The following is a 15,081-nucleotide window of genomic DNA, read 5'->3' on the forward strand; positions in this document are numbered from 1 at the left end:
CGCGGGTCCGTACCCGCCGAGCCAGAACCGGGTCATGTCAGCCTCAGTCGAGCAGGTCGTGACGCACGATGACCTGGTCGCGCTCGGGGCCGACGCCGATGACGGAGATGCGCGTGTTGCTCATGCCCTCGAGCGCGATGACGTAGTCCTGCGCGTTCTTCGGCAGGTCGTCGAACGTGCGTGCGGTCGAGATGTCCTCGCTCCACCCCGGGAAGTACTCGAGGATCGGCGTCGCGTGGTGGAAGTCAGTCTGGTTGACCGGCACCTCGTCGAAGCGTCGACCGTCGACGTCATATGCGACGCAGACCGGGATCTGCTCGAGTCCGGTGAGGATGTCGAGCTTGGTGAGGACGAGATCGGTGATGCCGTTCACACGCGTCGCGTAGCGGGTGATCGGGGCGTCGTACCAGCCGACCCGGCGCGGACGGCCCGTGGTGGTGCCGAACTCGAAGCCGCGCGACCGCAGCCACTCGCCCTGCTCGTCGAACAGCTCGGTGGGGAACGGACCGGAGCCGACACGGGTCGTGTAGGCCTTCACGATGCCGACGATGCGGTCGAGCGCTCCGGGGCCGACGCCCGATCCGGTGGACGCGCCGCCCGCCGTGGCCGACGACGACGTGACGAACGGGTAGGTGCCGTGGTCGACGTCGAGCATGGTGGCCTGACCGCCCTCGAACACGACCACCTCGTCGCGGCGCAGGGCCTCGTCGAGCAGGTATCCCGTGTCGGCGACCATCGGCCGCAGGCGCTCGGCGTACGAGAGCAGGTCTTCGACGACCTCGTCGGCGGTGATCGCGCGACGGTTGAAGATCTTCACCAGCAGGTGGTTCTTCTGATCGAGAGCGCCTTCGACCTTCTGGCGCAGGATGTTCTCGTCGAAGAGGTCCTGCACGCGGATGCCGACGCGGTTGATCTTGTCGGCGTAGGCGGGGCCGATGCCACGGCCGGTCGTGCCGATCATGCGCTTGCCGAGGAAGCGCTCGGTGACCTTGTCGAGAGTGCGGTGGTACTGGGTGATGATGTGCGCGTTGGCGCTCACCTTCAGACGGGAGACGTCGATGCCGCGGCCGCCGAGCGCCTCGAGCTCGCTGAAGAGCACCTCGAGGTCGATCACGACGCCGTTGCCGATCACCGGCGTGACGCCCGGCGACAGGATGCCGGACGGCAGCAGGTGCAGTGCGTACTTCTCATTGCCGACCACGACGGTGTGGCCCGCGTTGTTGCCGCCGTTGAACTTGACGACCCAGTCGGTGCGCTCGCCGAGCAGGTCGGTGGCCTTGCCCTTGCCCTCATCGCCCCACTGGACGCCGACGATAACGATTCCTGGCATGGGTATCCCCTTGCTTTCGCCGGGTTTGCACCGGCTGATGAGCTGGCCCTCTTCGGGCGGCTCCATCCTATCGAAGGTCGTTCGCCGACCCTCCGGGCTGTGGGCGGCGGACGCTCTCGAACGGACTGCAGCGACCCGTGGCGGAAAACGAGCGGATGCTGTCGCTCGGGCGCATCGCCGATGTCGGTGGCCGGTGCCAGGATCGAAGGATGCCGAAGACCGGTCGCGTGCGCCGCGACGACAGCCTGAACCCCGCGAAGCCCCGACCACAGGGTCCACTCGTGCTTGTCGCCGCACTGGTGACGGTGGTGCTGTGGGCCTCGGCGTTCATCGGCATCCGCGGCGCCGGTCCGCACTTCGACCCGGGCGCGCTGGCGCTGCTGCGCATGGCTGTAGGAAGCGCCGTGCTCGCGATCATCGCGGTGCGCCACGGCATCCGTCTTCCCGACCGGAGGAACTGGTGGCTCGTCGCGGTCTGGGGTGTCGGGTGGTTCTGCGTCTACAACCTGGCCCTCAATGCCGCCGAGCGCACGCTCGATGCGGGCACGGCCGCGATGGTGGTCAACCTCGCGCCGCTCATGGTGGTGGTCTTCAGCGGGCTCTTCCTGCGTGAAGGCTTTCCGAAGCCGCTGATCATCGGCGCGCCGATCGCCTTCCTCGGTGTCGTCCTGATCGGCATGAACTCGTCGACGAGCGAGGGTCCCGACATCACCGGGCTGCTGCTCGCGCTGCTCGCGGCCGTGATGTACGCCGGATGCACTCTGCTGCAGAAGCATCTGCTCAGCGCGGGGTCCGACGCGACCACGCTGACGTTCCTCGGCGCGGTGGCCGGCACGGTCGCGCTGCTCCCGTGGGCAGGCAGCCTGGTCGGAGCACTGCAGACGGCCCCGCTCGGCTCGACGCTATGGGTGGTGTATCTCGGCATCTTCCCGACGGCGATCGCGTTCACCACCTGGGCGTACGTCCTGCAGCGCAGCACGGCCGGCCAGACGTCGGCGACGACCTATGTCGTGCCCGCGATCGCGATCCTCATGTCGTGGGCGATCCTCGGTGAGGTGCCGACCCCGCTCATGTTCGTCGGCGGTGCACTGTGCCTGCTCGGGGTGCTCGTGACACGGATGAAGTGGGGACGCCGCGCCGCGTGACGTGACGGCATCGAGGCTAGCGTCAACCGGCATACTGACCGATAAAGTGTGCGCGGAGGCGAAATGACGACCTGGTGGCCCTACGCCCGACTGGCAGCAGCAGCGCTCGGACTCGCGGCGATCATCGCCCAGCTCGCACGCAGCGTCGAGAACGCTCTCGCGGCCACCACCGAGTGGGGCCAGCACCTGCCGACGGTCGCGGCGAACTTCCTCAGCTTCTTCACGATCCTGTCGAACCTGCTCGCGGCCATCGTGCTGATCGTCGCCGCGGTCTGGGCGCTGCGCCACCGTCACGACGACGAGCGGGAGCCCGGCTGGCTCGCTGTCCTCCTCGTCTGCGTCAGCACGTACATGATCGTCACGGGCATCGTCTACAACACCCTGCTCCGCGGCGTCGAACTGCCCCAGGGCGTCACGGTCCCCTGGTCGAACGAGGTGCTGCACGTCGTCTTCCCGCTGTTCCTGCTGGTCGACCTGCTGTTCGCTCCGCGGCGGCGCGCGCTGCGCTGGCGTGCCGTGGCGATAGCGACGATCTTCCCCATCGTGTGGGTCGTCTACACGATGATCCGGGCGAATCTCATCATCGCCCCCGCCACCGGCGAGGCCTGGTGGTATCCGTACCCGTTCCTCAACCCCCACATCGTGCCGGGCGGCTATCTCGGGGTCGCCGGCTACATCGTCGGCATCGCCATCGCCATCATCGGCGTGGCCTGCGTGGTCATCTGGGTGGGCCGCAAGCGCGGCGCCCCTCAGGACGTCGCCGACACGACGCACGTCGAGGAGTCCCCGCGCGCCCGAGGATGATGCGGCGAGAAGCCTGCCCCGAGGCGGAGCGGCTCACGCTGCGGCTATCGGGTTCCGCCCTCGGGCCTGAACGTCGCGAGCACCGCATCACTCACGTGCTGAGGAGTCGTGGCCAGGGCCTCACGCGGATCGAGGAGGCGAGTCGGAACACGGTCACCGCGAAGCTCCTCCCGCGTCGATGGTTCGAGTACGTAGAGACGAAGGGCGAGCCAGAGCAGTGTCCCGTCCAGCCCCAGCACTGCCGGGTCGATGTCGATCACGCCCCGCCTGCGTGAGAAAGGATGACGCCACCGTTCCCGATAGCTCTGGGCGTCAGGACGAACACCCACCTTCAGAACCATCGAGTTGTTCATGCCGACGCCGAGGTCGATGCTCTGGATGTCGTCCCAGTGCACTTCGGCATCCAGGTGGAAGGTCGCGGATCCGAGTCCGCGGGGATGCAGGAACAGTCGCCGAGGCTGCCGCAGTGAGATCAGGTGACTGACGACAGGACCCAGCAGCAGCACGGCGACCAGTGCCCAGATGATGCGCCACACACCGCTGACGGTCGCCGCCACGACCGCGAAGGTCGACGCGGCGGCGAGCGCCGCGACCAGCGTCATCGCGGGCACGAGCTTCGATCCGGGGAGGAGGATGCCCCCGGGGACGCTCGCACTCGCCCGACTGATGTCCTCCGCGCTGACGCGCCGGCGAGAGAGCGTGGTGAGCCAGAGTGTCACCGCGATCACCCACCACAGCGAAGGGACAGCGATGAGCACGCCGATCATGGATCGCATGGACCCGGTGTCGTGCAGGTACGCCCAGGCGCAAGCAGAGGTGGCGACGGCCGCAAGGATCACGTTCAGCACGACGACGGCCACCCACAGCGGTCGTCCGATCGAGTACTCGAGCGCACTGCGCGGCATCGTTCTGAGCTGCTTCATCGTTCCCGCATCATCCGAAGATCGAGCTCTCAGCTAAGCACGCGTCCGTCGCTCCGCCGATATACGCGTCGAGCCGGATCAGATCTCATGATGTCGAGTCACGGATGCCGTCCCCCCTGCTGCCCCGCCGCCGCGCCATCCGCGCCGGGGCCGGAGCCGCGCCGGCCGATGCGGTTACGCTGGTCGACGGGGGGTCGTCGACGCGTCCCCCGTGGGAACGAGGAGACACACCGATGAACGAGCCCTACGCGCCCGGCCCCTCCGCAGGTTCGACGCCGCCGCCTCCGCCTGCGCCCTCCGCCCAGGCCGCCGCGCCGGCTCCTCCCGCTCCCGCGACCCGCGCCGAATCGTCGGCCCCCGCGGCCCCCGCGGCCTCCCCGTCGGCGAGCAGGAAGTCCGAAGCGCCGACGGACGCCGAGCTCCAGCGCGCGAGCGCCGTGCTCAAGACCGTGTCCGACGCGTACTCGGCCAAGATGGTCGGCCAGGAGCGTCTGCGCATGAGCCTGCTGATCTCGCTGATCGCGGGCGGGCACATCCTGCTCGAGAGCGTTCCGGGTCTGGCGAAGACCACCGCGGCCAGCACCCTCGCCGACACCGTGAGGGCGCAGTTCAAGCGCATCCAGTGCACCCCCGACCTGCTGCCCAGCGACATCACGGGCAACCAGATCTACGACGCGGCGACCGGGTCGTTCCGCACCGTGCTCGGACCGGTGCACGCGAACTTCGTGCTGCTCGACGAGATCAACCGCTCGAGCGCCAAGACCCAGAGCGCCATGCTCGAGGCCATGCAGGAGCACCAGACCACGATCGGCGGCGAGGTCCACCACCTGCCCAAGCCGTTCCTGGTGATCGCGACGCAGAACCCCATCGAGCAGGAGGGCACCTACGAGCTGCCCGAGGCGCAGATGGACCGCTTCCTGCTCAAGGAGATCGTCGAGTACCCGAGTCCCGCCGAGGAGTTCGAGATCCTCGGCCGCATCGACTCGGGAGTGCTCGATCCCGACCGTCACGTCTCGAGCGCCATCAGCCTCGACGACGTGCACATGCTGCAGGACGTCGCGAGCCGCATCTACGTCGACCCCGCGATCCGCAACTACATCGTCTCGATCGCCTACGTCACGCGGAACCCCGGCCCGTACATCGGCGAGGAGCGCGCGCGCTTCATCAAGTACGGCGCGAGCCCGCGTGCGAGCATCGCGTTCCTGCAGGCGTCGCGGGCGCTGGCGCTGCTCAACGGCCGCGGCCACGTGATCCCCGAGGACATCCGCTCGCTGCGCCACCTCGTGCTGCGTCACCGCGTGCTGCTGACGTTCGAGGCCGACGCCGAGGGCATCCGCAGCGAGGAGATCATCGACCAGATCTTCGCGTCCGTTCCCACGCCCTGACCCGCCATGGCCAGCCTGATCGCCCAGGTGAAGAGCAAGCTCTTCATCCACTCGTCGCGCAAGTCGCTGCACGCGCTCGACGGCGCCTACGCGTCGCTGCTGCACGGCCGCAGCCTCGACTTCGAGGACCTGCGCAAGTACGAGTACGGCGATCAGGTGCGCGACATCGACTGGCGCGCGACGGCTCGACTGGGCACTCCTCTGGTCAAGCGGCACCGTGCGATGCGGATGCACACGGTCCTCTTCGTGGTCGACACGGGCCGCTCGATGGGCGCGCTCGCGCACGACGAGAAGTCGAAGAAGGACCTCGCGATCCTCGCCACCGGCGTGCTCGGCGTGCTGGCGCTGCGGCACGGCGACGACTTCTCACTGGTCTACGGCGACTCCGACCGCATCCGTCGCCGCGCGCCGGGCCGCAGCGAGGGCGCACTGGAACACGCGCTGCGCACGATCGACCGGTCGATCGACACGAGCAGGGCAGCCAGCGACCGCGACGCGCTGCTGTCGTACGTCACGCGCACGATCTCTCGCCGCATGATCGTCGTCGTCATCACCGACGAGGCTCCGGTCACGACGGAGACCGAACGGATGCTGCGCCGACTGCGCGTGCAGCACGACGTCCTGTGGCTGACCGTGAGCGACGCCGATCCGGTGCTCGACCACGCGACGGCCACCATCCGCAGCGATGTCGACAGCATGTGGGAGGTGCCGGACTTCGTGCAGGGCGATCCCGCCATCATCCGCGAGCTCTCCGCGCAGACCGAGGCCGACGCGGCGCGTCTTGCTGAGCTGCTCAAGCGCATGGAGATCAGCCACAGCGTGCTGGCGGGTCAGGACGACGCCGTCTCGCAGCTGCTCCAGCTGCTGAATCGGAGGTCGAATGCCCGACTCTGATGAGCTGTACCCGCCTTTCCAATACGGCTGGGGCTGGATCCTGGTCGCATTCGGCATCCTCCTGCTGCTGATCGCGGCAGCCTGGGTGGTCGTGGCGCTCACCAGGCCGCGACGTGACCTCACGCTGTCGCGCGACGCCCAGGGACCGACCCTGCTCACCACCGACGTGCTGTCGCAGCTGCGGGTCGAGTACTTCGACCGGATCCAGCGCATCGAAGACGACTACCGCGCCCGCACCCTGTCCGCCCGCAACGCGAACCTCGAGCTCAGCCGCGTCGTGCGCACGTTCGTGAACGAGTACAGCGGACTCGAGGCACCGGTGCTCGCGCTCGACGACCTCGTCTCTCGAGGGGTCCATCCCGCGCTCGTCGACGCCATGGGTCGCCACTACTACCCCAGCATCTTCCGGCCCGGTCCCGCGATCGACCCGATCGCCGGCGCCGAGGCGGCCCGAACGGTGGTGCGCACATGGCACTAGCGAACGGGTGGCTCATCCTCGTCGCCGTGGCCGTCGTCGTCATCGCGATAGCGCTCGGAATCGTCATCGGGCTGCGCAGCGGTGTGAAGACCGAGGCCCACGAGCGCGCCCGCGTCGCCCGAGCCGAGCGCCTGCGCGCGCTGCCGACTTTCCGCCAGGCGTTGAACCGCCGCGTGCTCGCACTGTCGAGCATCCTGCTCATCGGCGTGATCGCGACCCTCGCGGCCGGGGTCGTCTCGGCCCGGCCGATGGCGTCGCAGACCATCCAGCCCGTCAATACGAGCCGCGACATCATGCTCTGCCTCGACGTCTCGGGGTCGATGAGCGAGGTCGACGTCGAGGTGCTCACGGTCTTCGAGGAGCTGCTCGAAGGCTTCGAGGGCGAACGCATCGGCCTCACGATCTTCAACAGCTCGCCCGTGCAGATCTTCCCCCTGACCGATGACTACGAGTTCATCCGCAGCCACCTGCAGAGCATCCGCGAGAGCTTCGAGTTCACCGAATCGGTCCCCGAGCACTGGGTGGGCACGCTCAACGGCAACGGTGCCTCGCTGATCGGCGACGGCCTCGCGGCATGCGCGATGGCGTTCGACCACCCCGACGACGAGCGGTCGCGCTCGATCATCTTCGCGACCGACAACGAGGTCAACGGCGCCTCGATCGTGACGCTCGACGAGGCCGCCGCGTATGCCGCATCGAACGGCGTGCGCGTCTTCGCACTCAACCCGGTGCAGGGCAAGGACGCCGACGTCAGCGCCGAGCTCACGAAGGCGGCCGAGGCCACGGGCGGACAGGCGTACGGCCTCCGGGACACCACCACCGTGAGCGACATCGTCACGCAGGTGCAGGAGCAGGAGGCGTCCGCGCTGAAGGGTCAGGCGCAGGTCGTCTGGACAGACGCGCCGAACCTCTGGATCGTCGTGCTGATGATCTCGATGCTCTCGTTCATCGTCGTGCTGTGGAGGGTGAGACTGTGATCTTCCAGCCCGTGCTGAACGTCTTCCTCCTCGCTCTGCTCTGCGCGCCGGTGGCCGCCCTCGCCGTGATGGCGCTGGTCAGGGCGACCGGCCGCGGACGGGCGCTCTGGGCCATGCGGCTCGTCATGCTGCTCGCCTGCTTCGTCATGCTCCTGCGCCCGGGGATCCCCGGCGGTGCCACCGAGACCCTCGCGACCGACACCGACATCGTGCTCGTCGTCGACACCACCGCGAGCATCGTCGCCGAGGACTGGGACGGCGACAAGCCTCGCCTCGACGGCGTCCGCGCCGACGTGCAGGCGATCGTCGATGAGTACCCCGGTGCGCGGTTCGCGCTGATCACGTTCGACGCCACGGCCGATCTCCGCATGCCGCTCACCACCGACACCACCGCGCTCGTCTCGTCGCTCGAGGTGCTGCGCCCCGAGGTGACGAGCCAGTCGCGCGGCAGCTCCATCGGCATCGCGAACCAGCTGCTCTCGGATACCCTGTCGAACGCGGCCGAGTCGTCGCCCGATCGCTCGCGCATGGTGTTCTACTTCGGAGACGGCGAGCAGACCGTCTCGTCGGCCCCCGAGCCGTTCGACGGGAGCGCCGAGCTCACCGACGCCGGCGCCGTGCTCGGGTACGGCACCGCGGAGGGCGGACCGATGAAGCTCACCACGGGCGGCGTGGACGGTTCGTCGAGCGAATACATCGAGTACGAGGGTGCGAACGCGCTGTCGGTGATCGACGAGGGGAACCTCGAGGCGATCGCCTCGGATCTCGGAGTCGAGTACCAGCACCGGACCGCGGGTGCCGCACTCACCCTGCCCGAGGCGCCCTCGACCACCACCACCTACGCGGAGTCCGGAACCGTGGGCAACGTGACCGAGCTCTACTGGGTCGCCGCCCTCGTGATCGTGGCGCTGCTCGGCGTGGAGCTCACGAGGGCGAGCATGCTCGTGGCCCGACTGCGTCTGCTGCGAGCGCCGTCGACATCGCCGCGACGCCGGACGACCGACGGAGGTGCCGCATGACAGATCTGTCTGCACGCGCCGGCGGGACGCCGTCCGACAGCCCTGAGGACCTGAGGGCGTCGGCCGCCGCCGCGCTGCTGGCCTCGAATCGTCGCCGTCGCCGCATCCGACGGTGGATCGCGATCGGCACGCTTCCGCTGACGCTGGCCGCACTGCTGTTCGTCGGCAAGATCCTCAGCATGTACGCATTCGCGCACCAGTCGATCACCGCGTACGTGGCCGATGACTATGCCGGATCAGAGGCGTCGGCCCGCGGGCAGGAGTTCGTCAACTGGTTCGAGCCCTTCAAGGCGCCTTTCAACGTCGGCACCGCGCTGGCGGGCGCCGAGAAGCTGCCGGATGCTCGGGCGAAGCTCGAGGAATCACTCGACCTCGCGACCGGCCTCGAGGTGTGCACGGTGCGCATCAACCTCGCTCTCGTCCTCGAGCGCATGGGCGACGCCGCCCGCGCCGAGGGCGACGGCGCGGGGGCCGCGGAGTTCTACGGCGAGGCGCTCACCATCACGACCGAGATGCCCGAGGAGTGCAACAGCGACGAGGCGCAGGAGCAGTCGTCCGACCCCGACCGAGACATGCAGCAGAGCAGGGAAGACCTCGAGGACCGCCTCAAGCAGAAGCAGCAGAACGAGCAGCCGCCGCCGGAGGAGGAGGAGCAGGAGCCGCAGCCCTCCGACGAGAAGCTCGAAGAGCTCGAGGACAAGCTCGAGCAGGGCACGCAGGAGCGCGATCAGCAGCAGGGCGACGATGGCGGAGGCTCGGGAACGGACAAGCCATGGTGATGGATCACGAGAAGCAGCGGGCCCGCTACGTCGCCGGCACGGAGGGTGCGCCGCCCGTGCCGCCGCCCGGTGGCTATCGCAACGCCCGCCGCCAGGCCGGGCCGGTCGTGCAGCATCCCGGCGCTCCGGCGATGTCGGGCACGGCGACCGCAGGCGAGGTCGCCTCCGCCGAGAAGAAGCCGGCGAACGCACTCGGCTGGATCGCACTGATCGCCGGCATCCTGTTCGCCCTGATCCTCCTCATCATGCTCGCGATCGGAGCGACCGACGCGGTCTACGGCGTGACGATGCTGACGCTGCAGCTCGTCGTCGTCGCCGTCGTGATCGGCGCGCTGTTCACCGCCCGAGGACGCACGCTGGCCGCCGTCGCCCTCGCCGTCACGCTGATCTTCAACGTCGCCACCGTGGGCGGCATCGGTGCACTGCAGACGTCGGCCTCGGGCAGCTACGACGGCATGAAGACCGACGAGCAGAAGCACGAAGAGGCCTACCCGGGCATCAAGGGCACCGATCCGCAGGATGCCCTCAACCAGCAGTCGCTCGAAGAGGTGAAGACCGAGGCGGACAGCCTGTTCGCCGACATCCGCGAGCGCATCACCGCCGAGTACGGATACGACTGGGTGCAGGTCGGCGACGAGGATCTGCGTCCGGAGCGCAACGGCTACGGCGGCGAATCGATGCTCATCGAGTACACCTCCGCCGGCTGGGCCACCACCGAGCCGATCCAGGACTACAGCCTCAAGCTCGAGGTCATGTCGACGATCGACTCCGTCGTCGCCGAGCACGGTCTGCCCACGCTGTACTCGTTCAACGGGGAGTACTCGGGGATCGACCCGTCGATGATCGCGAAGCTCTACGGCAGCGAAGACCCGCGCGAGCAGCACACGTGGGAGTACTACACCGAGAACTACCCCGATCCGATGAGGTTCTACGCGAACATCTTCGACCTCTCGAACGACCCGTCGGGCGACTTCCTGACGACGCGCGAGGCGCAGAACGCCCGCACCGGCGAGCCCCTCGAGGGGCTGCAGATGGTGGTCATCGCGAGCGCCGTGCTCAGCGATGCGGACCGAGCCGAGTTCGAGCAGAAGCTGCAGGAGTACCCCGGGTTCTGAGCCCTGCCGAGTCTGCCATCCCCGACCGGCCGCGGATCGGTAGAGTGCGGTGATGAAGTCGGAGGATCGCGCCACGTGGACCATCACGACGCATGACTGGGCGCGAGATGTCGACGTCGATCACCTGCACGGCATCCGCGACGAACGAGCCATGTACGAACCCGGCGGACGCCGCCATCAGATCCTCGAAGTCCTCGCGTACGCGGACGACGAGGCCGCTGGGCTCGGGCGAATCGGCCATGTCGTCGTGAGCATCTCTCGCGACGGCTCGGTGTCGGTCGCCGACGATGGCCGCGGCACCGACACGCGGACCGACGGCGGGGGTAACATCGTGCGGAAGCCCGTCATGGCCACCCGGGATGTCCGCTTCTTCGAATCTGCCTCGGCACCGCTTCTGCCGGATGGTCTGCCGCGCCGCGGAATGTCGACAGTCTCGGCACTCAGCTCTGTCCTCGCCCACGAGAACCGGCGGGCTGACGGGCGGTGGGTGCAGGAATACCACCACGGAGTCCCGTCGACGGACCTGCGCATCCTGGCCGATCCGGCAGTCTCGCCCGGCGCCGGCGCGGGGACCGGGACGACGGTGACGTTTCGCTCCGAGCTCGGCGACCCGACGGACCTCAGCGACACGGATCTCGCCGCGTTCCGTTGGGTGAGCATCCGGGTCGTCCGCGAGGGCTGACCTATCGGGCGGGCTCATCGCGGTGATGCTAGCTCGCGAGCGAGAGCCCCGCGGCGAGCGCGAAGCCCAGCACGGTCGCGAGCCCGGTCACCTGCTTGGCCTTCTGCTGCGCGTCGGGCACCATCGAGTCGACGAGCATCACGAGCAGCGCGCCTGCCGCGAAGCCGCTCGCGCCGGCCCGGAAGTCGTCGCCGGTGCTGCTCGCCACCGCGAATCCGGCGACGGTCGCCAGCGCGCAGATGACCGAGATGCCGGCCCACAGCAGCAGCACGCGCGACTTCGCCATGCCGCCCTTCAGCAGGTCGGCGGCCGAGCCGATCGACTCGGGCAGGTTCGAGACCACGATCGCCACGACGAGCGCGATGCTCACCGGTTCTCCGGAGGCCAGTCCGATTCCCAGCACGAGCTGCTCGGGGATGCCATCGAGCAGTGCTCCGAGCGCGAGCGGGACGCCCGCTCCCCGTTCCTGGGACTTCGCGGCTCGCGCATCGAGGATCCGGTCGGCGATGAAGTACGCGAGCGCGCCAGCGACCACGCCGACGATGAGAGGGATGGGGCCTGCGAGGTCCAGCCCCTCCTCCCACAGCTCGAAGGCGATGGAGGCCATCAGGGCACCGGCTCCGAAGCCGAGCACGATGCCCAGCCAGCGCGGCGGCCAGGTGCGCAGCAGAGCGAGAACAGCGCCGACGATGAGGGGCGACGCCGCGACGACGCCCCACAGGATCGCTCCACCCATGCCGTCCTCCTTCACGGACACTCTGCCACCGTCGGGGCCGATCGTGCAGAAGCGGAGAGCTACGCCCGCGCGCGTCGGGCCGCGTCGCCTCAGTCGACCGCGACGCGATGGATGCCGAGGTCGGTGCGCCCGGGAAGCAGGTCCGATCGCAGCGCCCGGGTGCCGTGGTAGTCGCCATCGCGCAGCCGACGGTACGGGCGGCTCGGAGATTCGAACGCCACTCCGGAGAGCCTCTCGATCAGCCGTGCGCTCTCGAGATCGACGCGCTCCGCGTCCAACCCGTCAGCGTCGTGGACGACGTGCAGGTCGAGCGGCTCGATGCCCGTGTACCAGAGGGTGCCGTGGGTCAGCGGGAACAGCAGCGAGTCCAGATCCCCGCTGATGCCCCGTTCTCCGATCGAGCGCTCGTCCTCCCCTGCCGTCACGATCACGAGGGCTCGGCGCCCGGCGAGCGGGCCCTCTCCGTATCGCAGCGGCAGACCGGTCTCGGCATCCGCGGGGCCGTAGGCGAAGCCGTTGGTGAGCACCCGATCGAGCCAGCCTTTGAGGATCGCCGGCGGTCCGTACCACCACAGCGGGAACTGGAGCACGACGAGGTCGGCGGCCGCGAGCTTGCGCTGCTCCTCGGTGACGTCCGGCGGCAGCTGGCCCGCGGCGTACGCCTCGCCCATCAGTTCGACGACGCTGCCCTCACGCCCCCGGGGCTCGCCCAGATCCGGCGCTCCGAGAACCGGATCGAAGCCCTGAGAGTACAGGTCGGTGATCTCGACATCGTGGTCGCGCGCGAGAGCGTCGACGCCATCTCGGAACAGCCGCGCGTTGAACGAGCTCGATTGGGGGTGGGCATAGATCCAGTGGACGGTCGGGCGCGATGCTGACACGAGTGTCCTTCCTTCAGCGGGCATCGATGGCCGGGTTCTCGGCAGTGCTCACCGGCGAGCGTCTCCACAGCGGCAGGAGGGCGGCGGCGATGACCGCGACGGTCGCGACCAGCAGGGCGACGAGGAAGCCGCGCGAACCGACGATCGACGCGATCGTGCCGAGCACCGCGATGCCGAGACCGCCGCCGAGGGCGAACCCGACCTCCTGGATCGCCCCCACCTGACCGGCGTCGTCCTCCGTCGTGACGTCGAAGAGCGTGGTGGCGGCGAGCGTCGCCGCGACTCCGAACCCCGCGCCGACGAGCACGAGAGGGATCACGACCAGCTCGACGCCCGTCGACAGCCACGCGAGTCCCGCCCCCTGCACCACCAGGGCGAGCACGGTGAGCGTCGGCGAGGTCAACCACCGCAGGAACAGGGGTGCGAGCACCCCGCCGAGGGCGATCGCCACCGCCTGCGGGAGGATCGCGATACCGGCTTCGGCCGCGCTGAATCCCCGCGCATCCTGCAGGTGCAGGCTCACCAGGAGCACGGATGCCGTCGACACCCCGCTGCTCGCCAGGATGCGCACGATCGCAGGGCTGAAGCCGGGCACGCCGAACAGCCGCATGTCGATGAGAGGTTCGGCGAGGGCACGCTGGCGGCGGATGAAGAAGACGAGCGTCACGACGGCGACGACACCTGCGATGCCGGCGGCGACGGGAGCGGCGAGCACCTCGTGCAGGGCGAAGACGAGAGACCCGAGAGCGACGATCGACGTCACGATGCTGAGGATGTCCCACGACGGGCGACGGGAGCTGCGCGAATCCGGCACGAGCCAGATCGCGAGCACCCCGGCGACGACGGCGAGCGGCACGCTTCCGAGCAGCAGCCAGCGCCACCCCGGCCCCTCGGTGACCAGCCCGCCGAGCACCGGCCCGAGCGCGCTGCCGGCACCGAACGTCGCGGTCCACAGCCCGTAGGCGAGCACGCGCTGCCGTGCGTGATAGTGCGCCCCGATCGTCGCGACGACGCCCGCCACGACGAACGCCTCGGCGACGCCGAGGAGCGCCCGGACGACGATGAGCAGCATCCCGTCCTGAGCGAATCCGCCGACGAGGTTGAGCACCGCGAAGCCGGCGAGACCGGCGAGCACGATCCGCTTGCGACCGAACGCGTCTCCGATCCTGGCGGCGATGATCAGGGTCGCCGCCAGCGACAGCGCGTACACGTCGACGAGCCACAGCGCGCCGCTGTCGGACAGGACGAGATCGCCGCGGATCGCGGGCAGTGCGGTCGACATGCTGCTGATCGCGAGAGCCCCGATCAGGATGCCGAGAAGCAGCGGGATCATGGCGAGCCACGGATGCAGGGTCGTGCGCGGTCGAGCGGATGCCGTGGGAATCGGGAAGGTCACCGCATCAGTCTCACGGTCTGAGTACACTTCAGACAAGTACTGTCATTCGGGGTAGATAGTGACCGAATGGATACCATGACGACCAGGAGGCGGAGCCGATGAGGGAGAAGACCGAGCGGATCGTCCGGGAGTGGGGCGACGCGTGCGACGCGGAGATCTCGATCGCCGTCCTCGGCGGGGCCTGGAAGCCCAGCATCCTCAGCCTCCTCGGTGAGCATGAGGTGCTGCGTTTCGGGGAGCTCAGCCGACTTCTCGACGAGCCCACAGCCCGCGTGCTCACCCGTCAGCTGCGCGAGCTGGAGGATGACGGCCTGATCCTCCGCACGGTCTACCGGCAGGTGCCTCCCAAAGTCGAATACCGCCTCAGCGACCTCGGGCGCGGATCGATGCCGCTCGTCGAGGCGCTCACGAGCTGGGGTGCCGGCTACGCCGCGCATCAGCGACGCGAGTTGGTGCGGCTCGACTCCGAGCCCGAGGCACTCGACGCCGGCGTCGCCCGCTGACGGCCGACGCCGTCCGAAACAGCCGACACGCCGC

Annotated in this window: 16 protein-coding genes; 11 read left to right on the forward strand and 5 right to left on the reverse strand. The window is 69.0% G+C overall.

Features of this window, described 5'->3' with window-relative positions:
• Nucleotides 1–43 precede the first annotated feature (43 nt).
• Entirely contained in the window at nt 44–1,330 is a 1,287-nt protein-coding gene (locus ACZZ93_RS10620) for an adenylosuccinate synthase (protein WP_056275880.1), read from the reverse strand.
• Nucleotides 1,331–1,539: 209 nt separating this feature from the next.
• Between ACZZ93_RS10620 and ACZZ93_RS10625 the strand changes: the two genes are divergently transcribed.
• Together ACZZ93_RS10625 and ACZZ93_RS10630 are read left to right on the forward strand one after the other, a co-directional pair.
• Entirely contained in the window at nt 1,540–2,475 is a 936-nt protein-coding gene (locus tag ACZZ93_RS10625) for a DMT family transporter (protein WP_463511065.1), read from the forward strand.
• A gap of 63 nt (nt 2,476–2,538) precedes the next feature.
• The gene (locus tag ACZZ93_RS10630) at nt 2,539–3,279 is read left to right on the forward strand and encodes a Pr6Pr family membrane protein (protein WP_463511066.1); all 741 of its coding nucleotides are present in this window, start codon (nt 2,539–2,541) and stop codon (nt 3,277–3,279) included.
• Nucleotides 3,280–3,323: 44 nt separating this feature from the next.
• Here ACZZ93_RS10630 and ACZZ93_RS10635 read toward each other — a convergent pair whose 3' ends face one another.
• Entirely contained in the window at nt 3,324–4,202 is an 879-nt protein-coding gene (locus tag ACZZ93_RS10635) for a hypothetical protein (RefSeq protein WP_463511067.1), read from the reverse strand.
• Between the two features lie 233 nt (nt 4,203–4,435).
• Between ACZZ93_RS10635 and ACZZ93_RS10640 the strand changes: the two genes are divergently transcribed.
• The 8 genes from ACZZ93_RS10640 to ACZZ93_RS10675 are packed head-to-tail and all read left to right on the forward strand — an operon-like array spanning nt 4,436 to nt 11,531.
• Complete coding sequence (locus ACZZ93_RS10640; RefSeq protein WP_463511068.1) at nt 4,436–5,587, forward strand: AAA family ATPase; 1,152 nt, start codon at nt 4,436–4,438, stop codon at nt 5,585–5,587.
• 6 nt (nt 5,588–5,593) lie between these two features.
• Nucleotides 5,594–6,481: a DUF58 domain-containing protein gene (locus ACZZ93_RS10645; protein WP_463511069.1), complete on the forward strand. Its 888-nt coding sequence runs from the start codon at nt 5,594–5,596 to the stop codon at nt 6,479–6,481.
• Nucleotides 6,468–6,959, forward strand: a complete 492-nt coding sequence (locus ACZZ93_RS10650; RefSeq protein ID WP_053098330.1) for a hypothetical protein — start codon at nt 6,468–6,470, stop codon at nt 6,957–6,959. Before ACZZ93_RS10645 ends, ACZZ93_RS10650 begins: the two co-directional genes overlap by 14 nt.
• A complete protein-coding gene (locus ACZZ93_RS10655) occupies nt 6,950–7,936 on the forward strand; it encodes a vWA domain-containing protein (RefSeq protein ID WP_463511070.1) in 987 nt (328 codons plus the stop codon). Before ACZZ93_RS10650 ends, ACZZ93_RS10655 begins: the two co-directional genes overlap by 10 nt.
• Nucleotides 7,918–8,955 (forward strand): vWA domain-containing protein, encoded by a 1,038-nt coding sequence (locus ACZZ93_RS10660; RefSeq protein ID WP_463511071.1) that lies wholly within the window; start codon nt 7,918–7,920, stop codon nt 8,953–8,955. The genes ACZZ93_RS10655 and ACZZ93_RS10660 overlap by 19 nt, the downstream gene beginning before the upstream one ends.
• Entirely contained in the window at nt 8,952–9,734 is a 783-nt protein-coding gene (locus ACZZ93_RS10665; protein WP_463511072.1) for a hypothetical protein, read from the forward strand. Before ACZZ93_RS10660 ends, ACZZ93_RS10665 begins: the two co-directional genes overlap by 4 nt.
• Nucleotides 9,728–10,849 (forward strand): hypothetical protein, encoded by a 1,122-nt coding sequence (locus ACZZ93_RS10670; protein ID WP_463511073.1) that lies wholly within the window; start codon nt 9,728–9,730, stop codon nt 10,847–10,849. The genes ACZZ93_RS10665 and ACZZ93_RS10670 overlap by 7 nt, the downstream gene beginning before the upstream one ends.
• A 52-nt stretch (nt 10,850–10,901) precedes the next feature.
• Nucleotides 10,902–11,531, forward strand: coding sequence for an ATP-binding protein (locus ACZZ93_RS10675; protein WP_463511074.1), 630 nt, complete (start codon nt 10,902–10,904; stop codon nt 11,529–11,531).
• 28 nt (nt 11,532–11,559) lie between these two features.
• On the opposite strand, the gene ACZZ93_RS10680 is transcribed toward ACZZ93_RS10675, so the two are convergent.
• The 3 genes from ACZZ93_RS10680 to ACZZ93_RS10690 all read right to left on the reverse strand — a co-directional run bounded on the left by ACZZ93_RS10680 (nt 11,560) and on the right by ACZZ93_RS10690 (nt 14,544).
• The gene (locus ACZZ93_RS10680) at nt 11,560–12,267 is read right to left on the reverse strand and encodes a ZIP family metal transporter (protein ID WP_320489437.1); all 708 of its coding nucleotides are present in this window, start codon (nt 12,265–12,267) and stop codon (nt 11,560–11,562) included.
• Between the two features lie 89 nt (nt 12,268–12,356).
• Nucleotides 12,357–13,148: an NAD(P)H-dependent oxidoreductase gene (locus ACZZ93_RS10685; protein ID WP_463511075.1), complete on the reverse strand. Its 792-nt coding sequence runs from the start codon at nt 13,146–13,148 to the stop codon at nt 12,357–12,359.
• A gap of 13 nt (nt 13,149–13,161) precedes the next feature.
• Nucleotides 13,162–14,544, reverse strand: a complete 1,383-nt coding sequence (locus ACZZ93_RS10690; protein WP_463511076.1) for an MFS transporter — start codon at nt 14,542–14,544, stop codon at nt 13,162–13,164.
• Between the two features lie 98 nt (nt 14,545–14,642).
• On the opposite strand from ACZZ93_RS10690, the gene ACZZ93_RS10695 reads away from it, so the two are divergent.
• Nucleotides 14,643–15,047, forward strand: coding sequence for a winged helix-turn-helix transcriptional regulator (locus tag ACZZ93_RS10695; RefSeq protein WP_187249111.1), 405 nt, complete (start codon nt 14,643–14,645; stop codon nt 15,045–15,047).
• Nucleotides 15,048–15,081: the final 34 nt, after the last annotated feature.

It is taken from the genome of Microbacterium sp. AC026 (assembly GCF_979258475.1).

Bases quoted from the DNA above. Each gene is read 5' to 3' on its own strand.
- ACZZ93_RS10620 (WP_056275880.1), bottom strand. From the start codon at position 1,330: ATGCCAGGAATCGTTATCGTCGGCGTCCAGTGGGGCGATGAGGGCAAG.
- ACZZ93_RS10625 (WP_463511065.1), top strand. From the start codon at position 1,540: ATGCCGAAGACCGGTCGCGTGCGCCGCGACGACAGCCTGAACCCCGCG.
- ACZZ93_RS10630 (WP_463511066.1), top strand. From the start codon at position 2,539: ATGACGACCTGGTGGCCCTACGCCCGACTGGCAGCAGCAGCGCTCGGA.
- ACZZ93_RS10635 (WP_463511067.1), bottom strand. From the start codon at position 4,202: ATGAAGCAGCTCAGAACGATGCCGCGCAGTGCGCTCGAGTACTCGATC.
- ACZZ93_RS10640 (WP_463511068.1), top strand. From the start codon at position 4,436: ATGAACGAGCCCTACGCGCCCGGCCCCTCCGCAGGTTCGACGCCGCCG.
- ACZZ93_RS10645 (WP_463511069.1), top strand. From the start codon at position 5,594: ATGGCCAGCCTGATCGCCCAGGTGAAGAGCAAGCTCTTCATCCACTCG.
- ACZZ93_RS10650 (WP_053098330.1), top strand. From the start codon at position 6,468: ATGCCCGACTCTGATGAGCTGTACCCGCCTTTCCAATACGGCTGGGGC.
- ACZZ93_RS10655 (WP_463511070.1), top strand. From the start codon at position 6,950: ATGGCACTAGCGAACGGGTGGCTCATCCTCGTCGCCGTGGCCGTCGTC.
- ACZZ93_RS10665 (WP_463511072.1), top strand. From the start codon at position 8,952: ATGACAGATCTGTCTGCACGCGCCGGCGGGACGCCGTCCGACAGCCCT.
- ACZZ93_RS10670 (WP_463511073.1), top strand. From the start codon at position 9,728: ATGGTGATGGATCACGAGAAGCAGCGGGCCCGCTACGTCGCCGGCACG.
- ACZZ93_RS10675 (WP_463511074.1), top strand. From the start codon at position 10,902: ATGAAGTCGGAGGATCGCGCCACGTGGACCATCACGACGCATGACTGG.
- ACZZ93_RS10680 (WP_320489437.1), bottom strand. From the start codon at position 12,267: ATGGGTGGAGCGATCCTGTGGGGCGTCGTCGCGGCGTCGCCCCTCATC.
- ACZZ93_RS10695 (WP_187249111.1), top strand. From the start codon at position 14,643: ATGAGGGAGAAGACCGAGCGGATCGTCCGGGAGTGGGGCGACGCGTGC.